Source organism: Nitratireductor sp. PBL-C9 (assembly GCF_050877045.1).
Lineage (GTDB): Bacteria > Pseudomonadota > Alphaproteobacteria > Rhizobiales > Rhizobiaceae > Nitratireductor > Nitratireductor aquimarinus.
The window spans coordinates 608,064-629,986 of record NZ_JBPAXW010000001.1 but is presented as its reverse complement, the minus strand read 5'-3'; the positions used below and the strand labels follow the sequence as shown (position 1 = coordinate 629,986).

Below are 21,923 nucleotides of genomic sequence, written 5' to 3'. Positions count from 1 at the left end.
CTCAGACCCAGCGAAACACGACGGCTGCAAAAATCAGGCAGACGACAAGCGCGAGCGCCTGGTTCGCGCTGACCAGGCCGAGCCACGCAAGATTGATGAAGGCTGAGCCAAGAAGGGTGATGAACAAACGATCCCCCCGCGTGGTCTCGATGCCCAGAACACCAACCCGCGGCGTTTCGGGGAATTTGATCGCCAGAATGGTGAAGATCACCAAAAGCGTTGCAATGGTTCCGAAAAAGGCGGCAGTCGGCCACGTCCATGCCATCCAGTCCATGTCTAGATCCTCCTGTCAGACCCGGCCGAGCGCGAAGCCCTTGGCGATGTAGTTGCGCACGAAGTAGATAACGAGCGCGCCCGGTACGATGGTGAGCACGCCTGCGGCGGCCAACACGCCCCAGTCCACACCTGCCGCACCCACCGTGCGGGTCATGGTGGCGGCGATGGGCTTGGCTTCCACAGAGGTCAGCGTACGTGACAGCAAGAGCTCGACCCACGAAAACATGAAGCAAAAGAATGCGGCCACACCGATCCCGCTGGCGATCAGCGGCATGAAGATTTTCACGAAAAAATGCCCAAAGCTGTAGCCGTCGATATAGGCGGTCTCGTCGATCTCTTTCGGCACACCACGCATGAAACCTTCGAGGATCCAAACGGCGAGCGGCACGTTGAAGAGACAATGCGCCAATGCCACGGCGATATGCGTGTCAAAGAGCCCGATCGAGGAGTAGAGCTGAAAGAATGGCAGCGCGAATACCGCAGGCGGCGCCATTCGGTTGGTCAAAAGCCAGAAGAAAAGATGCTTGTCGCCCAGGAAGTTGTAGCGCGAAAACGCATAGGCGGCAGGCAAAGCCACGGCGAGCGAGATCACCGTGTTCATCACCACGTAGATCATCGAATTGACATAGCCCATATACCACGCCTCATCGGTGAGGATTGTGATGTAGTTGGCAAATGTCAGATCGCGCGGCCAAAGCGAGAAGCCCCCAAGAATTTCTGCGTTGGTCTTGAGGCTCATGCTCAACAGCCAGTAGATCGGCAACATGAGGAACAGAAGATAGAGCGTCATCACCACGGTGCCGCCCTTCACCTTCGGGAAGCTGCGGGATTTGACGGCGGCGGGGGACTGTGCGGCTGCATCCGTCATCTCAGGCGCCCTTTTTGTCGAGGTTGACCATCACGGTGTAGAAGACCCAGGAGATCGACAGGATCACGAGGAAGTACATCAGCGAGAAGGCCGCAGCTGGTCCAAGATCGAACTGACCCAGAGCCATCTTCACGAGGTCGATGGACAAAAGCGTCGTCGCATTTCCCGGACCACCGCCCGTCACCACGAAGGGTTCGGTATAGATCATGAAACTGTCCATGAAGCGCAGCAAGATCGCGATCATCAACACGCCCGTCATCTTGGGCAGTTCGATGAACCGGAACACTTTCCAGCGGCTGGCCTGATCGATCCGAGCGGCCTGATAATAGGCGTCGGGGATGGATTTGAGACCGGCAAAGGCCAAGAGCGCTACAAGCGAGGTCCAGTGCCAGACATCCATCACGATGATGGTGATCCACGCAGAAATCGTGTCCTGGGTGTAATTGTAATGAATGCCCAGCGCGTCGAGCGTGTAGCCCAGCAGTCCGATGTCGACGCGACCGAATATCTGCCAGATCGTGCCGACCACGTTCCAGGGGATCAGCAGAGGCAGGGACATGACCACGAGGCAGAAAGAGGACCAAAAGCCTGATTTCGGCATGTTCAGAGCCACGAGAATGCCCAGCGGAATTTCGATGGCAAGGATGATGCCTGAGAACATCAACTGACGTTGCAGCGCATTCCACATGCGCTCGTCGGAGAGCATTTCCTCGAACCACTCGAGCCCCGCCCAGAAGAACTGGTTGTTGCCGAACGTGTCCTGTACAGAATAGTTGACCACCGTCATGAGCGGGATCACGGCCGAAAAGGCAACGAGCACCAGCATCGGCAGCACAAGGAACCATGCTTTGTGATTGGTTGTTTTCTGTTGCATCACGCGGCCTCCGCGCTTTCGGGCGCCACGCGCCAATCATTCGCATAGACATTCACCCGCGATGGGTCGAAGGTGACGCGTGTCATGTCCGCGCGCACCGGATCGTCCTCGTCCGCGATGATGTTGATGTCCTGTCCAAAGAACTCGGCGCGTATGATCTTGTGACGCCCCGCATCCTCTACGCGGCGCACTCTCACAGGAAGGCCGTCCGTCTCGCTAAGCCGCGCGAACTCGGGTCGCACGCCGATCTCCACCTTGCCGTCCATGGGCGCATAACCTGCGCCAAGCGCGATTTCGCAGCCGTTGATATAGGCTTTGGCGCCCTCGACCTTGGCCGGGATGACATTCATGCCTGGCGAGCCGATGAAATAGCCCACAAAGGTATGCGCGGGACGTTCGAACAGCTCCTCTGGCGTGCCGATCTGAACCACGCGGCCGTCATACATCACCACCACTTTGTCAGCGAAGGTCAGCGCCTCCGTCTGGTCATGGGTCACGTAAATCATGGTGTGACCGAAATCGTGATGCAGTTTCTTCAGCTGGGTGCGCAGCTCCCACTTCATATGGGGGTCGATGACGGTCAGCGGCTCATCGAACAAAAGTGCGTTCACGTCCTTGCGCACCATGCCGCGGCCCAGAGAAATCTTCTGCTTGGCGTCAGCGCCAAGGCCCCGTGCCTTTTTGCGCAGCATGTCCTCCATGCCGATCATCCGCGCGATTTCCTGTACGCGCTCTGCAACATAGGTCTCATCATGGCCCCGATTCCTGAGCGGAAAGGCCAGATTGTCATGCACGGTCATCGTGTCGTAGACCACCGGGAACTGGAAAACCTGCGCGATGTTGCGCTCTGCCGTGGGGGCGCCGGTGACGTCGATGCCATCGAACAAGATACGCCCCTGTGACGGCATCAACAGACCCGAAATGATATTGAGAAGCGTGGACTTGCCGCAGCCCGACGAGCCCAGAAGCGCATAGGCCGCGCCGTCTTCCCATTCGTAATTGAGTTCCTTGAGCGCATAGTCACGTTCCGAAGCGGCATTCGGATTGTAGGAATGCGCAAGGTTGTCGAGTGTAATCCTGGCCATGATCGCGCCTCCTCACGCCGCCGCTGCGTAGGCAGCAGGCGCAACAAGCCCGCCGTCTTCGCTGAATACATAGACATGACGGGGATCAAGCCAGACATCGAGCGCGGCTCCGATCTCAAGATCATGCACGCCGTGAATCAACCCCACCCAACGCGCGCGATCGTGGTCGAGATGGACAAAGGTTTCCGAACCGGTCAGCTCTGTCACATGCAGCTGTGTGGTGAATTTCATCGCGTTTTCGGAATGCTGCACGATTTCGAGATGGTTGGGACGGAATCCCGCCGTGTAACGCCCGTCCGCCAGTTCAGCGAGCTTGCCGGTCGCAACGGCGCTTTGTCCGTCGCCGAACATCAATCGATCACCGGTCTTGGAGATCTGCAGGAAATTCATCGGTGGATCGGAGAAAACCCGCGCCGTTGTCGCATCGACTGGCTTGCGATAGACCTCGGGCGTCGGCCCGAATTGGGTGATTTGGCCCTCCCAAAGCGTCGCAGTGTTGCCCCCCAGCAAAAGCGCTTCTTCTGGTTCCGTCGTCGCATAGACGAAGATCGATCCGGACGCCGCGAAAATCTTCGGGATCTCCACCCGCAGCTCTTCGCGCAGTTTGTAGTCAAGGTTCGCCAAAGGCTCATCCAGCAGCACAAGCCCGGCGTTCTTGACCAAAGCCCGTGCCAGAGCACAGCGCTGTTGCTGCCCGCCCGAGAGTTCCAGAGGCTTGCGGTCCAGCATCGGCGTCAGCTTCATCAACTCCGCCGTTTCCCGCACCCGGCGGTCGATCTCCGCCTTGTCCACTCCCATGAGCTTTATCGGAGAGGCGATGTTCTCATAAACGCTCATCGACGGGTAGTTGATGAATTGCTGGTACACCATCGCGACCTTGCGATCCTGCACCCGCATCCCGGTCACGTCTTTGCTGTCCCAGAAAATCCGCCCTGTGCTCGGTTGATCGAGCCCTGCCATCAGACGCATCAGCGAGGTCTTGCCCGACAGGGTCGGCCCCAGCAGAACGTTCATGGTCGCCTTTTCGAGCGTCAGATCGGTCGTGGCAATATGGGTCTGCCCCTCCACGATCTTCGACACGCCCTTCAATTCCAGCGTCATAAGGCCCTCCTCCCCGCGCTTTATTGAATTTGGCCACTGGCTTTATTCAGCTGCGGTATTCTTCCGCACGGTGGTTGTTCATCCAGTCACCCAGGCGCAGCCTGCCATAGAACTGTTTTGAAGAGAAAGAAGGGGACGCAAACGCAAGGTCGCCCTTTTCAGCAAACGTTACGAAATGGCCGCATCCCGTTGTGTCATGCACAATCCGGCAGCCATGGATGCCGCCGCCGGTCGCAAAAAGAGCGACCGGATAAACACTCTCGTTTCCGCGCACAGACAACCTCCCGAGTTATCGTCCCAACGTAAAAACGAAACAAAGCGAAAATCAAGCGAATTATGTTCGAATATTCAAAATCAGTGACTTAGCCTGCGATTTTCTGCCGCTTTGGAAAGATGCTCACGACACAAGAACGGTAATCGCGATAATTATTCAGGATTTGACGCGTGTTTTGGTGTTTTCGGGGGAGCGCAAAAAAAACGAAGAAAACCGAACATCGGACCAACACCTTTTCGTCGCGCCCGTGTCTGAACTGGTCGAGAGGGGCGTCTGGAGCGGGTTGCGGATTGGTCGGGACGTTGGCCGCAGAGGCCATTCGTAAGTTCAAATTCGATCTGGCCGTGATCGGCTGTTCCGCGCTCGAGCGCGACGACGACCTGCTCGATTTCGACATTCAGGAAGTCTGCGTGAGTGATGAGATACTGGATCAATCCCGCAAGACGTTTCTCACTGCGGATCACACCAAGTCCTCCCTCAGGGCTATTCCAGGTCCGCGTTGAATGCCGGACTGAGCCGGGTTGAAGAAAATCCAACCCTCGCACGCCTGCTAATGGTGAACATCAAGGACGGACTGAAGATGACTTCGGTCATTCTGCCGACCGGTGTGTCGGTTGACCTGCTCGGTCTTCTGCTCAGTGCGTATACGCCTGTCTTCGATTGGCTGGGCATGATTTTCTACCCGCTGCTTGCCGTTCTGCAGGTGCCAGAGGCGATGCTGACGGCCAAAGCCATGGCGGCAGCGCTTGCCGAGATGTTCTTTCCTACCGGCATGCTGGGCGATGCGCCGATGCTGTCTCGCTACATCTTCGGTGTAACATCGGTCTCGGGTGTCTTGTTCTTTGCAGGTTCCATCCCCTGCATTCTGGCCACCGAGATCCCGGTGAAAGTTCCGCATCTGGTGCTCATCTGGATCATCCGCGTTCTTCTGAGCATCCCACTTGCAGTACTGGTGGCTCATCTCGGACAAATTGTCTGAACGTCAGAGGCAGGGCCCGCCAAACCTGTCTGATTGGTGAACGATGGGCACAGAGATGCAACGAGATACGTGCCGGGCGGTCTTTTGCCCGGCAACGCGGCCTGAAGAGCCGCGAAGGCCTTTCTTGCTTATGACTATCCGTCTTCCAGTCGGCGTACCCCGTGTGGATCGCAAAGTCCGACGAGGACTTCGTGAAGGCGGGCGACGACTTCAGCACGCGGTGAGACGATCCGCTCAACGATCCCGATCTGCCGCGTAACCTGCGGATTGCCAAATGGCCAACTTCAGCTGCTTTAGTTCATCGGGTTTTCATCGAAACAAGACGCGTGGAAACGTCTCAGTGATACACCATGGCAGCGCCACGTCCATGCACGCAAACCCGCCTGACGCTTCTCTGTGTCCCAGCCCTTCTCGATGTGAATTACTTCACAAGGGTGGCCTGTTTTTAGAAAAATCACACTGTCACGCAAGTTTTGGCGCGGACCCGACTAAACGAACGGGGCGGCGTACCAGAACCGGTGTTAGAGCCTTCCGTCACGAACACTGGCATCAGAAGGGCAGCGACGATGAGTTCATCGCAAAGAGCGTTCGGGCGGTTTGCCTGTACTTTTTTTACAGCTCTTTTTCTTTCAGGCGCGGCGTGGGCCCAGACTACGGTGCCGATCGGTACGGTCGAGGCCAACATCGATGGCGCGTCCTATCGCGGGGAAACGTTGCATGTGCCCTCGGAGGGGACGGCTACTGCGGAGGTGCGCGACTTTGGCCCCCTCCGCATGGTGGATATCCAGGCGCATGACCCCGACGCCGCGAGTATTATGCGCGGCGTGCTGAGTGTGGAGTTTGGTCTCATCAGCGGCGCAGATGCATCAGCCACCGACGCGTCGGTGAGTTATTTTCCCGAAGGAATGCGGAACTTCTATGTCAGCGATGAAGAGCCCGCTCATGCCTCGGTTATCCTGGAGAGCCTGCTCATCGACGGCGCGCAGGGAAATGCACGCGGCACGTTCTCTTCGCTTCTGTGCAAGCGCGAAGGCATGATGTCTGAGATCGATACCGAAGATTGCATCACTGTCGAAGGAACCTTCGATACCGTGCTTCATCTCGCGGACTGAGCTGCATCAGGAGACACAAGCGAAACGATGCAATCGGTTCGGTGTGGTCGCTGTGACGTGACTGGTGCAACTCCATTTCGAGATCACAGAGAGCCGCGCGCCCAGCTTCGAATGGGAAACTCAAGGAACACTCGTTGGCTCGGGGAGGGCGCCCTTCAGCGTCTTCTGCCGGCAACGAGCCAGCAAAAGCAAAATCGGGGAACCAATATGAAAGCGCTAATGGCTGTTTCGGCTCTGGGCATCTCGCTTCTGGCCACCACAACACTGCAAGCCGGCGATGTGATGGTCGTCTATGATGCCTCGGGTTCCATGTGGGGCCAGATCGACGGCGTGCCCAAGATCGAGATCGCCCGGGAGGCGATGAGCGATTTGCTGGCGACCTGGCCAGCTTCCACGAATCTGGGGCTTGTCGCCTATGGCCATCGTGAGAAGGGCCTCTGCTCTGACATCGAAACGGCGATGCCTGTGGGCCCGGTGGATCGCGATGCTTTCCAGCAGGTCGTCAACGGGATCATGCCCTTGGGACGCACGCCTCTTTCGGCAGCGGTGCAGCACGCTGCCGAGGAACTCTCGTGGCGTGACACGCCAGCGACCGTGGTTCTGATTTCTGATGGGGTCGAAAACTGTGACGCAGATCCGTGCGCGTTGTCGGAGCAGCTTGCCAGGCAGGGCGTGGCGTTCACCACCCATGTCATCGGCTTCGATCTGGCCACTGACGAGCACCAACACCTCGCCTGCATCGCCAAGAACACAGGAGGAATGTTCCTGCCTGCTCAAGATGCCGCCCAACTCGCCGCCGCCGTCAAGCAGGTTGGAGAAACCATAGCGAAACCGGCCCCTGAACCGGAACCGCTCCCCGAACCGGAAGCCGAATTGCCGGCAATGTCGATCAGCGCGCCCGAAACGGCGATGGCGGGCAGCAGCTTCGCCGTGTCCTGGTCTGACCCTGTTCATCCGCGCGACTGGGTGACCATTGTTCCCGTGGGCGCTGATGAGGGCACCTATACGGCTTTCCATCGCGTCGGTTCGGACGGTGGGCGTGACATTGTAGCGCCGGCCGAACCGGGTCTCTACGAGGTGCGCTATGTGCTGAACGATGGGGATGTCACGCTTGCCCGTGCGCCGATCGAAGTCATGGCGGCTGAGGCGTCGATAAGCGCGCCGGAAACGGCGATGGCGGGCAGCAGCTTTGGCGTCACCTGGTCCGACCCTGTTCATCCGCGCGACTGGGTGACCATTGTTCCCGTGGGTGCCGATGAGGGAACCTACACGGCTTTCCATCGCGTTGGCTCGGATGATGGGCGTGACCTTGTAGCGCCGGCCGATCCGGGTCTCTACGAGGTGCGCTACGTGCTCAATGAAGGCGGTGTCACGCTTGCCCGCGCGCCGATCGAAGTCATGGCGGCTGAGGCGTCGATAAGCGCGCCGGAAACGGCGATGGCGGGCAGCAGCTTTGGTGTCACCTGGTCCAACCCCGTTCATCCGCGCGACTGGGTGACCATTGTTCCGGTGGGCGCCGATGAGGGCACCTATACGGTCTTCCATCGCGTTGGCTCGGACGATGGGCGTGACATTGTTGCCCCGGCTGATCCGGGTCTCTACGAGGTTCGCTACGTGCTCAATGAAGGCGGTGTCACGCTTGCCCGCGCGCCGATCGAAGTCATGGGGGCTGAGGCCTCGATAAGCGCGCCGGAAACGGCGATGGCGGGCAGCAGCTTTGGTGTCACCTGGTCCGACCCCGTTCATCCGCGCGACTGGGTGACCATTGTTCCGGTGGGGGCCGATGAGGGGACCTACACGGCTTTCCATCGGGTGGGCTCGGACGATGGGCGTGACCTTGTAGCGCCGGCCGAACCAGGTCTCTACGAGGTGCGCTACGTTCTCAATGAAGGCGGTGTCACGCTGGCTCGCGCGCCGATAGAAATCACCGGTGCCGAGGCATCCATCACGGGGCCGGAAAGGGTTCGCGCCGGGAACACTCTGCGGTTCTCCTGGTCTGTTCCTGTGCATCCACGTGACTGGGTGACTATTGTTCCGGTGGGCGCCGATGAGGGGGCCTATACGATTTTCCACCGCGTGGGCGCGGATACGCAGCGCGACATAACTGCTCCCGATGAGCCGGGCCTCTATGAATTGCGCTATGTGCTCAATGAAGGTGGGGTCACGCTCGGTCGGCATGTCGTTGAGGTGGTTGAAGCCACGGCCAGCCTCGATGAAGGCGCGGGCCTGTCGGCCCCTCGGGCTGCCGCACCGGGCGAAACCGTGACTGTTACATGGACCGGAGGTTCGGACGGCGCGGATCAGCGTATTGCGCTGGCTCGGGAAGATCAGGCGCTGTTTGCGTGGATCTCCGCACAACCGATCGATCCGGAGGGGGCATTGACCTTCGTCATGCCCGAGCAGCCCGGTCGCTACGAGTTCCGTTATCTTGACATCTCTGGCCAGGCGGTGCTCGGTCGCGCCATCATTGATGTGGAGTAAGCGAAGCAATGCAGCAAGCTGACCTATCTTCGCGCAGTTCCGGAGGCACGATGAAAACCACAATCGCAATTGCCCTTTTCTCGGCGGCAATGATGACGGGCCTTGTTCCGCATGCCGTACATGCGGATCCACATGCGCAGTTCGTAAACGAGAGCGGCTACACTGCAGTTGACCCGGACCGGTTGCGGGACGAAATCAACGGGGCTCTTTCCCCTGCCAATCTGCGATCTGCCTTTTTGCCCGCCGCTGATATTGGTCCGATACCCCTGTCTGTTTTTGCTCTTAAAATATCTGAACAAGCGCTGGAAAGAGTGCGCTATCGGCTTCGTTACGCGACGAACTGGATTGAGGCGGAGCCGGGCGGTGCACCTCTTCCCATCAGCTATATCGAAGTGGTTCGCTTCAATCTCGGACCAGCCATTCACCAAAACCTCGTTGATACGCTGGGTCGTGAAAACGTGGCGAATGCCAGTGAATTCGGTGTTGGCCCACATGCGGGGTGGCGGTTGATTACCAGGCCGGTGATGGGCAGCAGGGCCATGATTTTGGCCGCCGGGCGTATGGAAATGGACGCGAAGCTCGCACAGGACGAGATTTGCTTTGGTGCCCCCTGCCTCGACCTTGGTTCGCCGATCGAGACGGCAGCCGCGTGGGGAGAAATGGAGCCTGTCAGCGCCGTTTCCGAAAACCCATGGCCGGTTTCCTCGGACAATGTCGTGACTTCGGTGGTGGCCACCGATCTGCTGCTGGGCGAGGTCGACAGTATTGAGTCAGACATGGCTCCTTCCGACCCGCAGATTCCCGAGTGGGCGATTGAAGCCGTCATCGATGTGAACCTCGGGCAGGACGAAGGAATGGATGCCGCCTATCGCTGGGGTGGACTGCTCGATGACTCGGTTGCCGCGATCTGGAAAAGGCTGGCGTCGTTTTCGGGGATCGACGGGCAACCGGCAGTGTTCGGGGCCAGCGCTTACGAATGTGCGCGCGGGCCGGAATTTGCTGCGCCGGGCGAGTTTTGCCCCTGAGCCCACGCAATGCGGCGCGGGGGCCTCTCCCTTGGGGCAATCATGGGACGGGAAGCCGCCGGCGATGGTCTATTGGCAGAGAAATGACATCGACCAACCCGGTCAGGACGCCACCGTGTCCGCTATATTGCCGTGCCGTTCAGTGTGTTTGAGTGCGACTGTTCTCGTGAAACGACAAACCACTCAGGTGGGGGCGTCTCTACAAGGTGCGCAGGCTGTCCCTCAGCACCAGCTTTGGCTCGAACGTGACGGTGTGGGCCTCTTCGTGGTCCACAGCAGCCTGCATCGCTCTGTGAATGATACTCTCAATGTCAGTGCGGATGGTGGTCAGCGACGGCACGGAAAACTGTACCTCGTCCATATCGTCGCAACCGATTACCGAGACGTTTTCGCCGGGACGCCGGCCCATTTTGTGACAGGCCGAGATCACCCCAAGCGCGATCAGATCGCTGAAGCAAAGCAGGGCGATGTCATCGGCCCTGTCTTCGGAGAGAATGCGCGTTGCCGCCTCGAACCCGAAAGCGCGTGAGGTCGGGCCGTGGAGAATGCCGACGGGCTCAAGCCCCGCTTGACGAAACTCGGATACCGCGCCTGCTTCGCGTTGCCGGGAGGCGCTGGTTTCCTGCCCGCCGCCGATCCAGTACATGCGCCGATGCCCGGCATCCATCGCTGCGCGCGCCGACAATTGCCCGGCATGAAATTCGTTGCTCACCACCTGGGGTGCGGCGAAGCCGTCGATTGAACGGAAGAAAAGCACCGTCGGCAGGAGCAGCCGGCCGTTTCTCACAAGGATCTCATCCAGATCGGAGCGTGTGGTTCCATAGGCCGGGCAGAGAAGCAGGGCTTCACAGCCTATCTGTAAGGCCTGCCGCAAAAAGTCGGCCTGACGCTCGCGCGATTCCCGCGTGATGCCCAGGAGAAGCCGCCGGTCGCGACGGTGGATTTCACGCTCTGCGGAAATCAGCATGTCGTTGAATATCGGGTTTGAAAGCTCGCCGAGACAGACGGCAATCGTATTGTTGCGTGACATGCGCAGATCGGCCGCGCCCTGATTGTAGATATAGCCAAGGTGATCTGCCGCTGTGCGTACGCGATCAAGCGTCTCCTTTGGAAAGCGCCTGTCGCCGCGCAGTGCGAGCGAGACGGCTGAGACGGAGAGCCCCGTCGCCGCAGCGATGTCTTTCAGCGTTACGCGTGCCTTCATCGTGGTCCGCTGTTGTTTGTTCCCCTGCCTGTCAGCTTGTTGCCTGATATGGGGCATACGTCAATCACTCATCGGTTGAAGTCAATCGTTTTACTAAAACGATTGACTAGGCTCCAATACCCGTGTCATGCTTTTGAAGGATGGAGAGGGTTTCGACCCGCAAATCTTGGGAGAGAGATCATGAAAAGGACAATTGTGTCTGTGGTCGCGCTTGCGGCGACAGCCTGGACTTCTGCGGCTTATGCGGCGTGCGACTGGAAGCCGGAACGACCGGTGAGCGTCATCGTCCCGTGGGGCGCAGGCGGCACGACGGACACCAATACGCGCCAGCTCGCAACCATGCTTCAGCAGAAGTTTGGCGTTCCCTTCAACGTCGTCAACCGCACGGGCGGCAACGGTGTCGTGGGGCATTCGGCCATCTCCCGCGCGAAGCCGGATGGCTATACGATCGGCGCCGCAACGGTCGAGATCAACACGATGCACTGGTTCGGTCTCACCGATCTGACCTATAACGACATAACCCCGATCGCGCTCATCAATCAGCCTGCGGCCAGTGTGCTGGTTTCCAAGGACAGCCCGTTCGGCTCTCTCGAGGAGCTGCTGGATCACGCACGCGAGAACCCCGGCACACTGACGGCATCGGGAACGGCGCTCGGCGGTATCTGGCATCTGGCGCTTGCCGGCATGCTTAATGCCGAAGGGCTTGAAGCCGAGACCATCCGCTGGGTTCCCTCCGAAGGTTCGGCGAGCGCATTGCAGGAGCTTTTGGCCGGAGGCGTCGACATGGTCACGCCATCGCTTCTGGAAGGAAAGACGCTCATCGATGCCGGCGAAGTCAAGGCTCTTGCCTATATGAGCGACAAGCCGAGTGAGGCGTATCCCGATGTGCCGCTCACGGCCAAGGAACTGCCGAGCGGCTGGACCCTGTCTGCCTACACGACCATCTCGGCACCGGCCAACATGCCGGAAGACATTGCTTGCAGCTATGAAGCGGCTCTCAAGGACATCGTGGAAACGAAGGAATGGGCAGAGTTCCGCGCCGGCCTTGGCGCCCCGGTGGTCTGGGGTGGCAGCAAGGAACTGCTCGACCTCATGACGCAGTATGACGAAGGCCTCGGCAGCACCGTCAAGGCAATCGGGATGGCCAAGGGTCAGTAACATGCAGTTCACCCGCGATGCGGTGACAGGCTTGGCCCTGATCGCCGCCGGCGCGGCCATGTTTGCAGGCGCGTGGGGGTTCGATCCCCCCGCGGGCACTGCTTTCGGAGCCGGCTTCTTTCCAAAGATCGTTTCTTTCGGGATGGCCCTGTCCGGCCTGCTCATATTTTTCGGTCGTGAAAAGAGCAGCCGCGCAGTGGCAATGCGGATCGATCGCCGGGGTGTCGTTCGCGTGGCGCTGCTCGTCGCCATGATCGTGCTCTACGCTCTGGCGCTGGACCCGGTCGGGTTCCACATTTCCACCGTCGCGCTGCTTTTCGCCGCGACCCTGTTTTTCGGCGGTTCGCTGCCTGCAGCGCTTCTGCTTTCGGTGTTGGCGACAGGAGTGTTCCACTTCATCTTCTATTCGATCATGAAGGTTGCACTCCCCTGGGGCCTTCTCCTGCCGGTTGCCTGGTAAGGCGAAAGTGGAGGGAGGTTGATCCATGGACTTTACAGCGGTCCTTTCGCAGCTCGCAGACCCGGCACTTCTGCTGACAATCGTGCTTTGCACACTTTACGGTGCGCTGGTTGGCGCGCTGCCCGGTCTCTCGGCAACCATGGCGGTGGCGCTGCTTGTGCCGTTCACCTTCTTCATGGATCCGGTGCCGGCCATTGCCGCTATCGTGGCAACGACGTCAACGGGCATCTTCGCTGGCGACATAAGCGGCGCATTGCTGCGCATTCCCGGAACTCCGGCGTCAGCGGCCTATGTGGCCGACAGTTCCACCATCGCCCATGCGGGCAAGCCGCGCACTGTTCTTTTCGTCTCGCTGTTTTCCGGTGCGGCCGGCGGGGTGATCGGCGTGATTGCACTCAGTCTCGCCGCACCGATGCTGGCCGGTTTCGCGACCAATTTCTCAAGCTATGAGATGTTCTGGCTCGCGGCGCTGGGCCTGAGCTGCGCCGTTTTCGTGTCGGACGCGCCGCCGGCGAAGACCTTCGCCAGCCTGTTTATCGGCCTGGCGATTGCCTGTGTCGGCATTGATGTCGCGGTCGGCATGCCGCGCTACACATTCGGCCTCTACGATCTTTATGACGGCGTCAATTTCATCTCGGCAATGATCGGCTTTTTTGCGCTTACAGAGCTGTTCCGTGCAGCGCTGGAGCCCAGGACCCCGCGTTCTGAAGCGAAATCGTTAAAAATGGAGCCGCTGCGGCAGGCTATCGGCGATGCGTTCAAGGTGGTGTGCCAGCGCTGGGTCAGTGTGATCCGCTCCGGGCCTCTGGGTGTTTTCATCGGTGTTTTGCCGGGGGCCGGTTCTGATGTCGCTGCATGGATTGCCTATGCGGTCTCACGCCGGTTTTCGAAAACACCGGAGAAATACGGCAAGGGGCATTATGAGGGCATCGTCGATGGCGGCGCTTCCAACAATGCCGCAGTCAGCGGCGCCTGGACGCCTGCGCTCATCTTTGGCATTCCCGGAGACAGCGTAACGGCCATCGCCATCGGCGTTCTGATGATGAAAGGGCTGAACCCCGGACCCGACATCTTCGAGCGCAGCGGCGATCTCGTCTACACGCTTTTCGGTGCATTCCTGCTGGCGAATGTGGCGATGGTCTTCACCGGCGCGGTGGCCATCCTGCTTGCCAGCCAGCTCATGCGCATGTCCAAAAGCCTGCTCATGCCGCTGATCCTCGGCCTGTCTCTGATTGGCGGTTTCGCAGTGATGAACTCCGCCTTTTCGATCTGGATCATCATCACGCTCGGCATTGTCGGATTTGCCATGACGCTGGGGGGCATCCCGCTTGCGCCGGCAATTCTCGGCGTCGTGCTGGGCAAGGTGCTGGAGCGGAACTTCATGACCTCGATGATTAAATCCCAGGGCGAGTTTCTGCCCTTCTTCTCGCGCGATATCTCGCTGGTTCTCGGCGTCGCGGCGATCCTGATCTGGGGCCTGTGCCTCTACCGTGCAATCCGGGCGATCATCCGCCCGGACAAAACTCCGCGAACCATGGAAAACGACGCATGACCAACCTTCTGAAACAACGCCTCATGGCCGGTGAGACCATCGCCGCCACCTGGATCAACACCGGATCGCCGGAGGCTTGCGACATTGTCGTGAACGCGGGCTGGGATGTCGTGGTAATCGACTGTGAACATGGGGCCGCGCCGCTGGAAGATGGTCTCAGCCTGATACGCGCCGTGCAGGCCGCAGGCGGTCAGGCCGTGCTGCGGGTGCCGGATTCCTCCGATACCACGCTGAAGCGCGCACTGGATCGCGGTGCGCAGTCCATCATCGTGCCGATGGTCAATTCCGTTGAACAGGCCAGGGCCATTGCCCGGTCCTGCCTTTATCCGCCACGCGGTGCGCGCGGTTATGCGGCACCCATCGTGCGCGGCTCCCTTTATGGGCGCAACGCCGATTATGCGCAGAAGGCGCATGAAGATCTGCTGGTGATGGTGCAGTGCGAGCATGTCGATGCGGTGGCGCGTCTGAAGGACATCGCCGCTGTTGACGGGATCGACATGGCCTTTGTTGGCCCCAACGATCTGTCGGGCTCCATTGGCCTTCTGGAGCAGCTTGAACACCACGAACTGAAGAAGCTGAAGGAGCAGATCGAGGAGACCGCACGCGATGTCGGACTGCGCCTCGGAACCATCACCGGCGGTGGTCGCAGCTATGCCGCGCTTCGTGACGCCGGCTACCAGTTCATTGTCGGCCCGAGCGATGTGGGCCTTCTGTTCGGTGCTTCGCGCCTGGCGCACCAGCAGATGCTGGCGGAACTCTCGCCGGAAGCCGGAACTGACTCCCCAAGCCTGACCTATTGAGGAAAATCATGAAGAAGATCCTGAACGATCCGCAGAACTATGTTGACGAAATGCTCGATGGGCTCGTCGCGGCGCATCCTGAAATCTATTCCAAACCGGCGCACCGGATCATCGTGCGCTCCGGTGAAAGGACCAAGGGCAAGGTCGGTATCGTGACCGGAGGCGGCTCCGGGCATCTGCCGGTTTTCACGGGCTATGTGGGCACGGGATTGCTGGATGGCTGCGCCATCGGCAACGTCTTCGCCAGCCCGTCGGCGGACCAGATGGCGGAAACCATCCGGGCAGTCGATGCCGGGGCAGGGGTTCTCTGCCTTTACGGCAATTACGGCGGCGATGTCATGAACTTCGACATGGCGGCGGAGATGGTGTCCTTCGAAGATGACATTCGCACCGCCTCTCACGCGGTCAGTGACGATGTAGCCTCCGCGTCGCGCGACGAGGTGGAGAAGCGCAGGGGCGTTGCCGGCATGATCTATGCCTTCAAGATCGCCGGCGCAGCTGCCGAGCGCATGGCGGATCTCGACGAGGTTGCCCGGCTGGCCAAAAAGGCTTCCGACAATGTCGTGTCGATGGGCATGGCGATGACGCCTTGCATCATCCCGCAGCTCGGAAAGCCGAGCTCCGTCATCGGCGAGGACGAGATGGAAATGGGCATGGGCATCCACGGGGAGCCTGGTACCTGGCGTGGTCCGATCAAGCCCGCGGACGACATCCTCGATGAGATGTTCGACACATTGCAGGCAGATCGTCCGCTCGCAATGGGGGATCGTGTCTCCGTTTTGGTCAATTCGCTGGGCGCCACGCCCCATGAGGAGCTGTACATTCTCTACCGCCGCCTTGCCGGGCGTCTCTCGGAGATCGGCGTGGAGGTGGTCATGCCTCTGGTCGGGCGCTATGCCACCTCGATGGAGATGACGGGCGCGTCACTGAGCATTCTCAAGCTCGACGAGGAACTGGAAGACCTTCTTCTGGCTCCGGCCAACTGCGCGTTCTGGAAGGTCTGACATGCCGATCACGTCCAGTGAACTGAAGGCGGCTCTCGCACGCATCGCCGACCATGCCCGAGAGAACCGCGACTTCCTGTGTGAAGCTGATGCGCAACTGGGCGATGGCGATCTGGGCATCACCGTCGCCGAGGGTTTCGCAGCCTGCGCAAAGCTTGATCTGAACGAGGATGCCGGTCGTGCATTTTTCGAAATGGCCAAAACCTTCCAGCAGGCGTCTTCCTCCTCCTTCGGCACGCTTGTATCCACCGGCATGATGGCGGCAGCGAAGACGCTCAGGGACAGAAAAGAGTTCGAGGCCGACGAGATCGCCGGGCTGCTGGCTCAGGCGCGTGACGCAATGCTGGCGCGGGGCAAATCTTCCCTTGGCGAGAAAACCGTTCTGGATGGGCTGGACGCACAGGTTCGCGCGCTTGAGGCGACACAGTCCGGCGCTTTGATCGATGTTGCCCTCAAGGCTGCGAAGGATACGGTTGAAGAGTTCACGCAAAAGCCAAATCAGGCGGGGCGCGCGCGCATCTTTGCGGAAAAATCCATAGGCCTTCCTGACCCCGGACAACTGGCGCTCGTGGTTATCACGGAGGGGCTGCGCTGAGGCGGATCTGCGCACCCCGCTCCATCTGATGTCACGAAGCGATCAGCCCGGGTCGTGACTTACTTTGCCACTTCGTGCTGTTTCGAGGGCATCGATTTGATCTGTCGACGTTCGAATGCGGCTTGCGGGATGAGTGGTGGAGCGAAGCTGTCTGCGTTGGCGCGCTCCCAACGGCTATACCATTCGGCAAGTTCTGGAATTTCCGTTTGAGCAGAAAGAAATCCATCGGGGAGATAGGGATAGACCTCATTGCCATCGAGGAACTCATTGTCTTTCTGCCGGAACATGAAGTGGTAGGGCATGAAGTTGCTGGGGTGGCTCAGGCCCGCTGCCCCTGCAAGTTCACCCAGCGCCTTCATGGAGTTTTTGTGGAAGCGGGCTACGCGTTCGCTCTTGTCGGCAACATCGACGCCGCGCTGACGCACCGGGTCCTGGGTGGCGATGCCAACGGGGCACTTGTTGGTGTGGCATGCCTGTGCCTGGATACATCCAACGGCAAACATGAAGCCGCGGGCGGCGTTGCACCAGTCCGCACCGAGCGCAATGGCGCGGGCAATATCGAATGCGGAGATGATCTTGCCAGCAGCACCGATCTTGACCTGATCGCGAATGCCGGCGCCGCGCAGCGTATTGTGCACAAACGTCAAGCCTTCCAGCATCGGCATGCCGACCCGGTTGGCAAATTCTACCGGAGCGGCCCCCGTTCCTCCCTCTGCACCGTCCACAACGATGAAATCGGGAACAATGCCGGTCTTCAGCATTGCCTTGACCATGCTCATGAATTCGCGGCGGTGCCCTATGCAGAGCTTGAAACCAACGGGTTTTCCTCCGGAAAGCTCGCGTAGCTGACCGAGGAACTCCATCAGGCCGGTGGGGGTGGAGAATGTGGAGTGCGCAGGAGGCGACACGCAGTCAATGCCCATGGGAATGCCGCGAGCCTCGGCGATCTCCGGGGAAATCTTCGACGCCGGCAGCATGCCGCCGTGACCGGGCTTGGCGCCCTGGCTTAGCTTGACCTCAATCATCTTGATCTGTGGGTCGGCGGCAAGCTCTGCGAACTTCTCCGGCGAGAAACTGCCATCATCCGAGCGGCATCCAAAATATCCGGATGCAACCTGAAAAACGAGATCGCCTCCACCCTGGCGGTGATAGCGGCTGATGCTGCCTTCGCCGGTGTCGTGGGCAAAGCCGCCTTTTCGTGCGCCTGTGTTGAGCGCGAGGATGGCATTGGCCGACAGCGAACCGAAGCTCATGGCTGAAATATTGTACAGGCTGGAGTTATACGGCTGGCGGCAGGCGGGACCACCGATGCGAACACGGAAGTCGGTATCAGCAATGGTAACGGGGGTGGCCGAGTGCGTCAGCCATGCATAGCCTGAACCATAGACGTTCTCGATCGTACCGAAGGGGCGCTTGTCTTCCTCACCTTTGGCCCGCTGGTAGACAAGTGCGCGGGCCTCGCGGCTGAACGGCACCTCTTCATGATCGCTTTCGATGATGTACTGCCGGATTTCGGGCCGGAAGCCTTCAAGCAGGAACCGCAGATGCCCGACCACCGGATAGTTGCGCAGGATGGAATGCCGCCTCTGGCGAACATCATGGACGCCTACCAGAAACAGCGCGGTCGAGATGACGGCGGGTAGCAGAAACCAGGGGGTGTAAAGCACCGTGCCAACCAGTGCAGCCAGGGCTATGAGCCCGCATAAGACAAACACCGTGTAACGTTGGCTTGAGATCAGTTTGTTGAGCATTTCGAACAGGTCCAGGAAGTGCGCAAGGTAACAAGAGCGGGGGACGTGACAGAAGCCGCTGTTTGAGTTTTTCCGTAGCACCAGCTGATAGCACAGGATTGATGGCCTGCGGTGATCATTTGTATGCATTGGTGCATGGTCGAACGGATTGCCGCCGGAAAACCCGGCGGCCCCGGCTGGAGCTTGCCCTGAATTCTTACCGAACGGCGGTGAAGTGTTGTGCGCTGCCAATCAGGCCCAACCCAGCTCTCCCTTCGGAGCGGAAATCGCCCCCTGTGTCACAGAGTTTCTGATCGAAATGAACATCAAGACCGAGCTCGATGAGTATTGCTGCGACCTCGTTCTGCGTTGCGGCCATGCGCAATTGATGCCTGAGCGGGCCTTGCTGCGCCAGTCTGCCGAGCCGCAGCAGGGCTGCGCGCAGCCACTTGATGTCATGTTTGCCACCCATCAGGGCGACGAGTGTGTCGACGGCCATGCCGTCTGGAGCATCAAACTCCACCGGCCTCTCGAGACGCCGCACCACAATCATTGAGGCGTCTTCATCAGTGAGCACCGTATGCGGCAGGGCGACACCGCCGCCCATGGCAGTGGTTCCCAGCCTTTCGCGCGCGTAGAGGGCACTTGCAATATCGAGTTTGCTGGCCTCTGGCAGCAAATCTGCGACCCGGGCGGCGAGAGACCACAAGGCCGCCTTGCGGGTGTTTGATGTTCTATCAGTTGAAAAATCGACAGCGAAGGAAACACGAACGGGTATCATCGCACGCCCTCCTTTCATCCCATTTAGAAGGATTGTGGGTCCGCCTTTGGCAGGACCGGACGGATTGTTCCTGTAGGCAGAGCGCAGACCCACCCTGCCACAGCCACAGGGCGGGTCTGCGAGCTTCTCTGCGCTGAATGAATGAGCGCGCCTACTTGCGTTTTGCGGGCATAAGCTGATCGGCCACTGGATCGGGCTGGTTGAGGTTGCTCTTCTTCTTGCCCTTTGGCTGCTTCCGCTTTTGGTCGCCTTTTCTCTTGGCCATGTCTCTTCTCCATAATTCTGAACCTTAGTCTTTGCAGAACATCTCCCTGGCGCCGTTAGGCCAGCGCCAGGGTCACGATCCGATTTGGATGCGCACACGTTCGATTGGAGATGAGATTGATAACGCCATGGCGTTTTGGCTCCTGCGAAACCATTGTGAATTCTGGACAGTCCTGACTGTCAGACCAAAGAGGCGGCTGCGACCAACAGGCCGCAGGCTGTCATCTCCCGCCAGCCCTCAGACCGTGCACTTTGCTGCCAGGCCGGATTTGCCCGCAGCCGCGAAGGCGCGCCTTGTAATCGGCGAACGGAACGCCGCCGGAGAGGGTATTTATCAGGGTTGAGCACCAAGGGCACCGGACCGCAGCGCGGGGCAGACTGGCAGTACAGCCATGGCATAGGGACAGCGTGGAACGGATGGACATGTCGAACTCCAGATACACAGTCAAAACTGCGCAAAAGAACAGGCGATCTCTCTTTCAAGAAAACGACCCGGAGCCGAACTAATAAGGTTACATCACTTATATAGATCCGCCCCGGGCGATGACATGCATCATCCGGCAACCGCGACGGAATATAAGGAACGACTTTTTATCCATGCCTTCTACATAGTTGAAATAAAAACAAAAACAACTCTCGGTGCGCCGCTGTGCCCTTACGCCGCATGGTGTCGAAACCGGCCCTCCATTCCGAGCAACTTGGCGGTTTCAAAGGCCCACTTCAGATTGGATGTGATCGAACTATCAACATGCCCTCGCAGCCTGCGACTGGCGTTCCACTGGGTTTCCCCGTGCCGGACGAACATTAGCTTTTTTAGGGCAGACGTTCCCGTTCGAGTGAGAAAATATCCGTCGGAGTTCCGGGCGGAGAACAGTAGACTGGGCTGCCGGGAGAAAATCTGGGGACCCGTTAGCCGCCAATCGCAAGTCACTGCGCCTCCCGGTCACCATTTTGCCTCCGGCAACCGGGCTGGTATCTGCAAACTCTATCGCGATTGTGCGGGGCATTCTTTGATGCGGTGAATGCCTGGAATACGTGCCGCTATTTTGCGGCAACGGAGCCGCTGAGCCTGATGAGCGCTGACAGCATCAGCTGTGTGCCTTTTTCTATGGCTTCCCAGTCGGTCCACTCCTCCGGCGCATGGCTGACGCCATTTTGGCTCGGTACGAAGATCAGGCCGGAGGGGCACAGGGTCTGCATCGTCTGGGCGTCGTGGCCGGCACCGGATGGCATGGTGAGGGCTTTCAGCCCGAGCTGGCCCGCTTCCCCGTTCAACAGTGAGACGAGTGCACCGTCGAGACGGACCGGTTCCATCCGGCTCTGCTCCTCGATGGAAAAGCTGAGGCCGTTTACCTGCGCTGCATCGCGCACGGCCTGTTCCATGGCCTGGGCGAGAGCCGCCATCGTGCCGGGATCGGTGTCACGGATGTTGATGATGAAATCGGCGCAGCCCGGCACGGTGTGAATGAAATTGGGCTGAAGCGCCACCTTGCCGATGGTGATGCGGCTGCGCTCTCCGCCGTGTTCGGCAATCACGCCACGCACCGCCTGGCCGACCGCCGAGAGACCGGCGAAGGCGTCGGCGCGGAGCGCCATCGGCGTGGTGCCTGAATGGTTGGCGCGGCCGACCAGCGACACGGCGAGATTGATGACGCCGGCGACACTGTCGGCGATCCCGACGGGGATGCCAGCCTGTTCCAGTACCGGACCCTGTTCGATGTGAAGTTCGAGGAAGGCTTTGACGTCGCGGGGCGGGCGGGCGGCGTCGAGCGCCTCACGGATGTTCAGGCCCTGGTCGCCCATTGCGTCGGCAAGTCGGATACCGTCGGCGTCGCGGGCTTCATCCAGCCATTGGCCGGTCACCAGGCCAGCGATGGTCTGCGAGCCCAGCATGCCGCCGAACCGTCCTTCCTCCTCGGCGGTGGCGACCACTTCGATCGCGGTCGTCGGCGTGAAGCCGGCGTCCTTCATGGCGCGCACGCATTCGAGCGCCACACAGACACCGAGCGCTCCGTCGAAGGCGCCGCCCTCGGGCACGGTGTCGAGATGCGAACCGGCCATGATGCATGGACCGTCCGCCGGGCCGTATCTTCCGAACAGGTTGGCGACCGGGTCGCGATGCACGGCCAGCCCATCAGCGCGCATCTGTTCCAGAAACCAGTTTCGCACGGCCATGTCCGCGTCGCTGTAGCCGACGCGGTTGAAGCCGCCGGTCTGCGGATTGCGACCGAATGTGTTGACCCCGTCGAGCAGGGCGCGCAGGCGCTGTGAATTTATGACGGGTGTGTTGGCCATGAGAC

Annotated in this window: 22 protein-coding genes; 11 read left to right on the top strand and 11 right to left on the bottom strand. The window is 59.8% G+C overall.

Annotated elements, in window-relative coordinates; translation table 11 throughout:
• Nucleotide 1: 1 nt before the first annotated feature.
• The 6 genes from ACRTG1_RS02980 to ACRTG1_RS02955 all read right to left on the bottom strand — a co-directional run bounded on the left by ACRTG1_RS02980 (nucleotide 2) and on the right by ACRTG1_RS02955 (nucleotide 4,478).
• Nucleotides 2-274: a DUF2160 domain-containing protein gene (locus ACRTG1_RS02980; protein ID WP_113156545.1), complete on the bottom strand. Its 273-nt coding sequence runs from the start codon at nucleotides 272-274 to the stop codon at nucleotides 2-4.
• 15 nt (nucleotides 275-289) lie between these two features.
• Entirely contained in the window at nucleotides 290-1,066 is a 777-nt protein-coding gene (locus ACRTG1_RS02975) for a carbohydrate ABC transporter permease (RefSeq protein WP_206545135.1), read from the bottom strand.
• Between the two features lie 79 nt (nucleotides 1,067-1,145).
• A complete protein-coding gene (locus ACRTG1_RS02970; RefSeq protein ID WP_206545134.1) occupies nucleotides 1,146-2,018 on the bottom strand; it encodes a carbohydrate ABC transporter permease in 873 nt (290 codons plus the stop codon).
• Complete coding sequence (locus tag ACRTG1_RS02965) at nucleotides 2,018-3,103, bottom strand: ABC transporter ATP-binding protein (protein WP_432515742.1); 1,086 nt, start codon at nucleotides 3,101-3,103, stop codon at nucleotides 2,018-2,020. The genes ACRTG1_RS02970 and ACRTG1_RS02965 overlap by 1 nt, the downstream gene beginning before the upstream one ends.
• A 12-nt stretch (nucleotides 3,104-3,115) precedes the next feature.
• Nucleotides 3,116-4,204 (bottom strand): ABC transporter ATP-binding protein, encoded by a 1,089-nt coding sequence (locus ACRTG1_RS02960; protein ID WP_206545132.1) that lies wholly within the window; start codon nucleotides 4,202-4,204, stop codon nucleotides 3,116-3,118.
• Between the two features lie 46 nt (nucleotides 4,205-4,250).
• Nucleotides 4,251-4,478 (bottom strand): hypothetical protein, encoded by a 228-nt coding sequence (locus ACRTG1_RS02955; protein ID WP_432515741.1) that lies wholly within the window; start codon nucleotides 4,476-4,478, stop codon nucleotides 4,251-4,253.
• Nucleotides 4,479-4,768: 290 nt separating this feature from the next.
• On the opposite strand from ACRTG1_RS02955, the gene ACRTG1_RS02950 reads away from it, so the two are divergent.
• The 5 genes from ACRTG1_RS02950 (at nucleotide 4,769) to ACRTG1_RS02930 (ending at nucleotide 10,075) form a co-directional block, all read left to right on the top strand.
• The gene (locus tag ACRTG1_RS02950) at nucleotides 4,769-4,981 is read left to right on the top strand and encodes a hypothetical protein (protein ID WP_432515740.1); all 213 of its coding nucleotides are present in this window, start codon (nucleotides 4,769-4,771) and stop codon (nucleotides 4,979-4,981) included.
• The gene (locus ACRTG1_RS02945; protein ID WP_432515739.1) at nucleotides 4,978-5,457 is read left to right on the top strand and encodes a hypothetical protein; all 480 of its coding nucleotides are present in this window, start codon (nucleotides 4,978-4,980) and stop codon (nucleotides 5,455-5,457) included. Before ACRTG1_RS02950 ends, ACRTG1_RS02945 begins: the two co-directional genes overlap by 4 nt.
• Nucleotides 5,458-6,023: 566 nt before the next feature.
• A complete protein-coding gene (locus tag ACRTG1_RS02940) occupies nucleotides 6,024-6,569 on the top strand; it encodes a hypothetical protein (protein ID WP_162742407.1) in 546 nt (181 codons plus the stop codon).
• A gap of 207 nt (nucleotides 6,570-6,776) precedes the next feature.
• Complete coding sequence (locus ACRTG1_RS02935) at nucleotides 6,777-9,050, top strand: vWA domain-containing protein (RefSeq protein WP_432515738.1); 2,274 nt, start codon at nucleotides 6,777-6,779, stop codon at nucleotides 9,048-9,050.
• A 50-nt stretch (nucleotides 9,051-9,100) separates the two neighbouring features.
• Nucleotides 9,101-10,075, top strand: a complete 975-nt coding sequence (locus ACRTG1_RS02930; RefSeq protein ID WP_432515737.1) for a hypothetical protein — start codon at nucleotides 9,101-9,103, stop codon at nucleotides 10,073-10,075.
• A 199-nt stretch (nucleotides 10,076-10,274) separates the two neighbouring features.
• Here ACRTG1_RS02930 and ACRTG1_RS02925 read toward each other — a convergent pair whose 3' ends face one another.
• Complete coding sequence (locus tag ACRTG1_RS02925; protein ID WP_432515736.1) at nucleotides 10,275-11,279, bottom strand: LacI family DNA-binding transcriptional regulator; 1,005 nt, start codon at nucleotides 11,277-11,279, stop codon at nucleotides 10,275-10,277.
• Between the two features lie 180 nt (nucleotides 11,280-11,459).
• On the opposite strand from ACRTG1_RS02925, the gene ACRTG1_RS02920 reads away from it, so the two are divergent.
• The 6 genes from ACRTG1_RS02920 to ACRTG1_RS02895 are packed head-to-tail and all read left to right on the top strand — an operon-like array spanning nucleotide 11,460 to nucleotide 16,848.
• Complete coding sequence (locus tag ACRTG1_RS02920) at nucleotides 11,460-12,437, top strand: Bug family tripartite tricarboxylate transporter substrate binding protein (protein WP_113156557.1); 978 nt, start codon at nucleotides 11,460-11,462, stop codon at nucleotides 12,435-12,437.
• Between the two features lies 1 nt (nucleotide 12,438).
• Nucleotides 12,439-12,897, top strand: coding sequence for a tripartite tricarboxylate transporter TctB family protein (locus ACRTG1_RS02915; RefSeq protein WP_297562968.1), 459 nt, complete (start codon nucleotides 12,439-12,441; stop codon nucleotides 12,895-12,897).
• Nucleotides 12,898-12,922: 25 nt separating this feature from the next.
• Nucleotides 12,923-14,449 carry a tripartite tricarboxylate transporter permease gene (locus ACRTG1_RS02910; protein WP_206545124.1) on the top strand — a complete coding sequence of 509 codons (1,527 nt, stop codon included), beginning with the start codon at nucleotides 12,923-12,925 and terminating at the stop codon, nucleotides 14,447-14,449.
• Nucleotides 14,446-15,249, top strand: coding sequence for an HpcH/HpaI aldolase family protein (locus tag ACRTG1_RS02905; RefSeq protein WP_113156560.1), 804 nt, complete (start codon nucleotides 14,446-14,448; stop codon nucleotides 15,247-15,249). The genes ACRTG1_RS02910 and ACRTG1_RS02905 overlap by 4 nt, the downstream gene beginning before the upstream one ends.
• A gap of 8 nt (nucleotides 15,250-15,257) precedes the next feature.
• Nucleotides 15,258-16,253, top strand: a complete 996-nt coding sequence (locus ACRTG1_RS02900) for a dihydroxyacetone kinase subunit DhaK (protein WP_432515735.1) — start codon at nucleotides 15,258-15,260, stop codon at nucleotides 16,251-16,253.
• A gap of 1 nt (nucleotide 16,254) precedes the next feature.
• Nucleotides 16,255-16,848, top strand: coding sequence for a dihydroxyacetone kinase subunit L (locus ACRTG1_RS02895; RefSeq protein ID WP_206553005.1), 594 nt, complete (start codon nucleotides 16,255-16,257; stop codon nucleotides 16,846-16,848).
• 59 nt (nucleotides 16,849-16,907) lie between these two features.
• Here ACRTG1_RS02895 and ACRTG1_RS02890 read toward each other — a convergent pair whose 3' ends face one another.
• The 4 genes from ACRTG1_RS02890 to ACRTG1_RS02875 all read right to left on the bottom strand — a co-directional run bounded on the left by ACRTG1_RS02890 (nucleotide 16,908) and on the right by ACRTG1_RS02875 (nucleotide 21,918).
• Nucleotides 16,908-18,599, bottom strand: a complete 1,692-nt coding sequence (locus tag ACRTG1_RS02890; protein WP_297561358.1) for an FMN-binding glutamate synthase family protein — start codon at nucleotides 18,597-18,599, stop codon at nucleotides 16,908-16,910.
• A 196-nt stretch (nucleotides 18,600-18,795) separates the two neighbouring features.
• Nucleotides 18,796-19,359 carry a PTS sugar transporter subunit IIA gene (locus tag ACRTG1_RS02885; RefSeq protein ID WP_206549170.1) on the bottom strand — a complete coding sequence of 188 codons (564 nt, stop codon included), beginning with the start codon at nucleotides 19,357-19,359 and terminating at the stop codon, nucleotides 18,796-18,798.
• 919 nt (nucleotides 19,360-20,278) lie between these two features.
• Nucleotides 20,279-20,428, bottom strand: a complete 150-nt coding sequence (locus tag ACRTG1_RS02880) for a histidine phosphatase family protein (protein ID WP_206549169.1) — start codon at nucleotides 20,426-20,428, stop codon at nucleotides 20,279-20,281.
• A 236-nt stretch (nucleotides 20,429-20,664) separates the two neighbouring features.
• On the bottom strand, nucleotides 20,665-21,918 hold the full coding sequence (locus tag ACRTG1_RS02875) for a Zn-dependent hydrolase (protein WP_432515734.1): 1,254 nt from the start codon (nucleotides 21,916-21,918) through the stop codon (nucleotides 20,665-20,667).
• Between the last annotated feature and the right edge of the window lie 5 nt (nucleotides 21,919-21,923).

Excerpts from the sequence above, each read along its gene's own strand:
- ACRTG1_RS02885 (WP_206549170.1), bottom strand. The coding sequence starts at position 19,359 with ATGATACCCGTTCGTGTTTCCTTCGCTGTCGATTTTTCAACTGATAGA.
- ACRTG1_RS02910 (WP_206545124.1), top strand. The coding sequence starts at position 12,923 with ATGGACTTTACAGCGGTCCTTTCGCAGCTCGCAGACCCGGCACTTCTG.
- ACRTG1_RS02920 (WP_113156557.1), top strand. The coding sequence starts at position 11,460 with ATGAAAAGGACAATTGTGTCTGTGGTCGCGCTTGCGGCGACAGCCTGG.
- ACRTG1_RS02975 (WP_206545135.1), bottom strand. The coding sequence starts at position 1,066 with ATGACGCTCTATCTTCTGTTCCTCATGTTGCCGATCTACTGGCTGTTG.
- ACRTG1_RS02970 (WP_206545134.1), bottom strand. The coding sequence starts at position 2,018 with ATGCAACAGAAAACAACCAATCACAAAGCATGGTTCCTTGTGCTGCCG.
- ACRTG1_RS02900 (WP_432515735.1), top strand. The coding sequence starts at position 15,258 with ATGAAGAAGATCCTGAACGATCCGCAGAACTATGTTGACGAAATGCTC.
- ACRTG1_RS02890 (WP_297561358.1), bottom strand. The coding sequence starts at position 18,599 with ATGCTCAACAAACTGATCTCAAGCCAACGTTACACGGTGTTTGTCTTA.
- ACRTG1_RS02980 (WP_113156545.1), bottom strand. The coding sequence starts at position 274 with ATGGACTGGATGGCATGGACGTGGCCGACTGCCGCCTTTTTCGGAACC.
- ACRTG1_RS02965 (WP_432515742.1), bottom strand. The coding sequence starts at position 3,103 with ATGGCCAGGATTACACTCGACAACCTTGCGCATTCCTACAATCCGAAT.
- ACRTG1_RS02905 (WP_113156560.1), top strand. The coding sequence starts at position 14,446 with ATGACCAACCTTCTGAAACAACGCCTCATGGCCGGTGAGACCATCGCC.
- ACRTG1_RS02875 (WP_432515734.1), bottom strand. The coding sequence starts at position 21,918 with ATGGCCAACACACCCGTCATAAATTCACAGCGCCTGCGCGCCCTGCTC.
- ACRTG1_RS02940 (WP_162742407.1), top strand. The coding sequence starts at position 6,024 with ATGAGTTCATCGCAAAGAGCGTTCGGGCGGTTTGCCTGTACTTTTTTT.
- ACRTG1_RS02960 (WP_206545132.1), bottom strand. The coding sequence starts at position 4,204 with ATGACGCTGGAATTGAAGGGCGTGTCGAAGATCGTGGAGGGGCAGACC.
- ACRTG1_RS02880 (WP_206549169.1), bottom strand. The coding sequence starts at position 20,428 with ATGTTCGTCCGGCACGGGGAAACCCAGTGGAACGCCAGTCGCAGGCTG.
- ACRTG1_RS02930 (WP_432515737.1), top strand. The coding sequence starts at position 9,101 with ATGAAAACCACAATCGCAATTGCCCTTTTCTCGGCGGCAATGATGACG.
- ACRTG1_RS02925 (WP_432515736.1), bottom strand. The coding sequence starts at position 11,279 with ATGAAGGCACGCGTAACGCTGAAAGACATCGCTGCGGCGACGGGGCTC.
- ACRTG1_RS02895 (WP_206553005.1), top strand. The coding sequence starts at position 16,255 with ATGCCGATCACGTCCAGTGAACTGAAGGCGGCTCTCGCACGCATCGCC.
- ACRTG1_RS02935 (WP_432515738.1), top strand. The coding sequence starts at position 6,777 with ATGAAAGCGCTAATGGCTGTTTCGGCTCTGGGCATCTCGCTTCTGGCC.
- ACRTG1_RS02915 (WP_297562968.1), top strand. The coding sequence starts at position 12,439 with ATGCAGTTCACCCGCGATGCGGTGACAGGCTTGGCCCTGATCGCCGCC.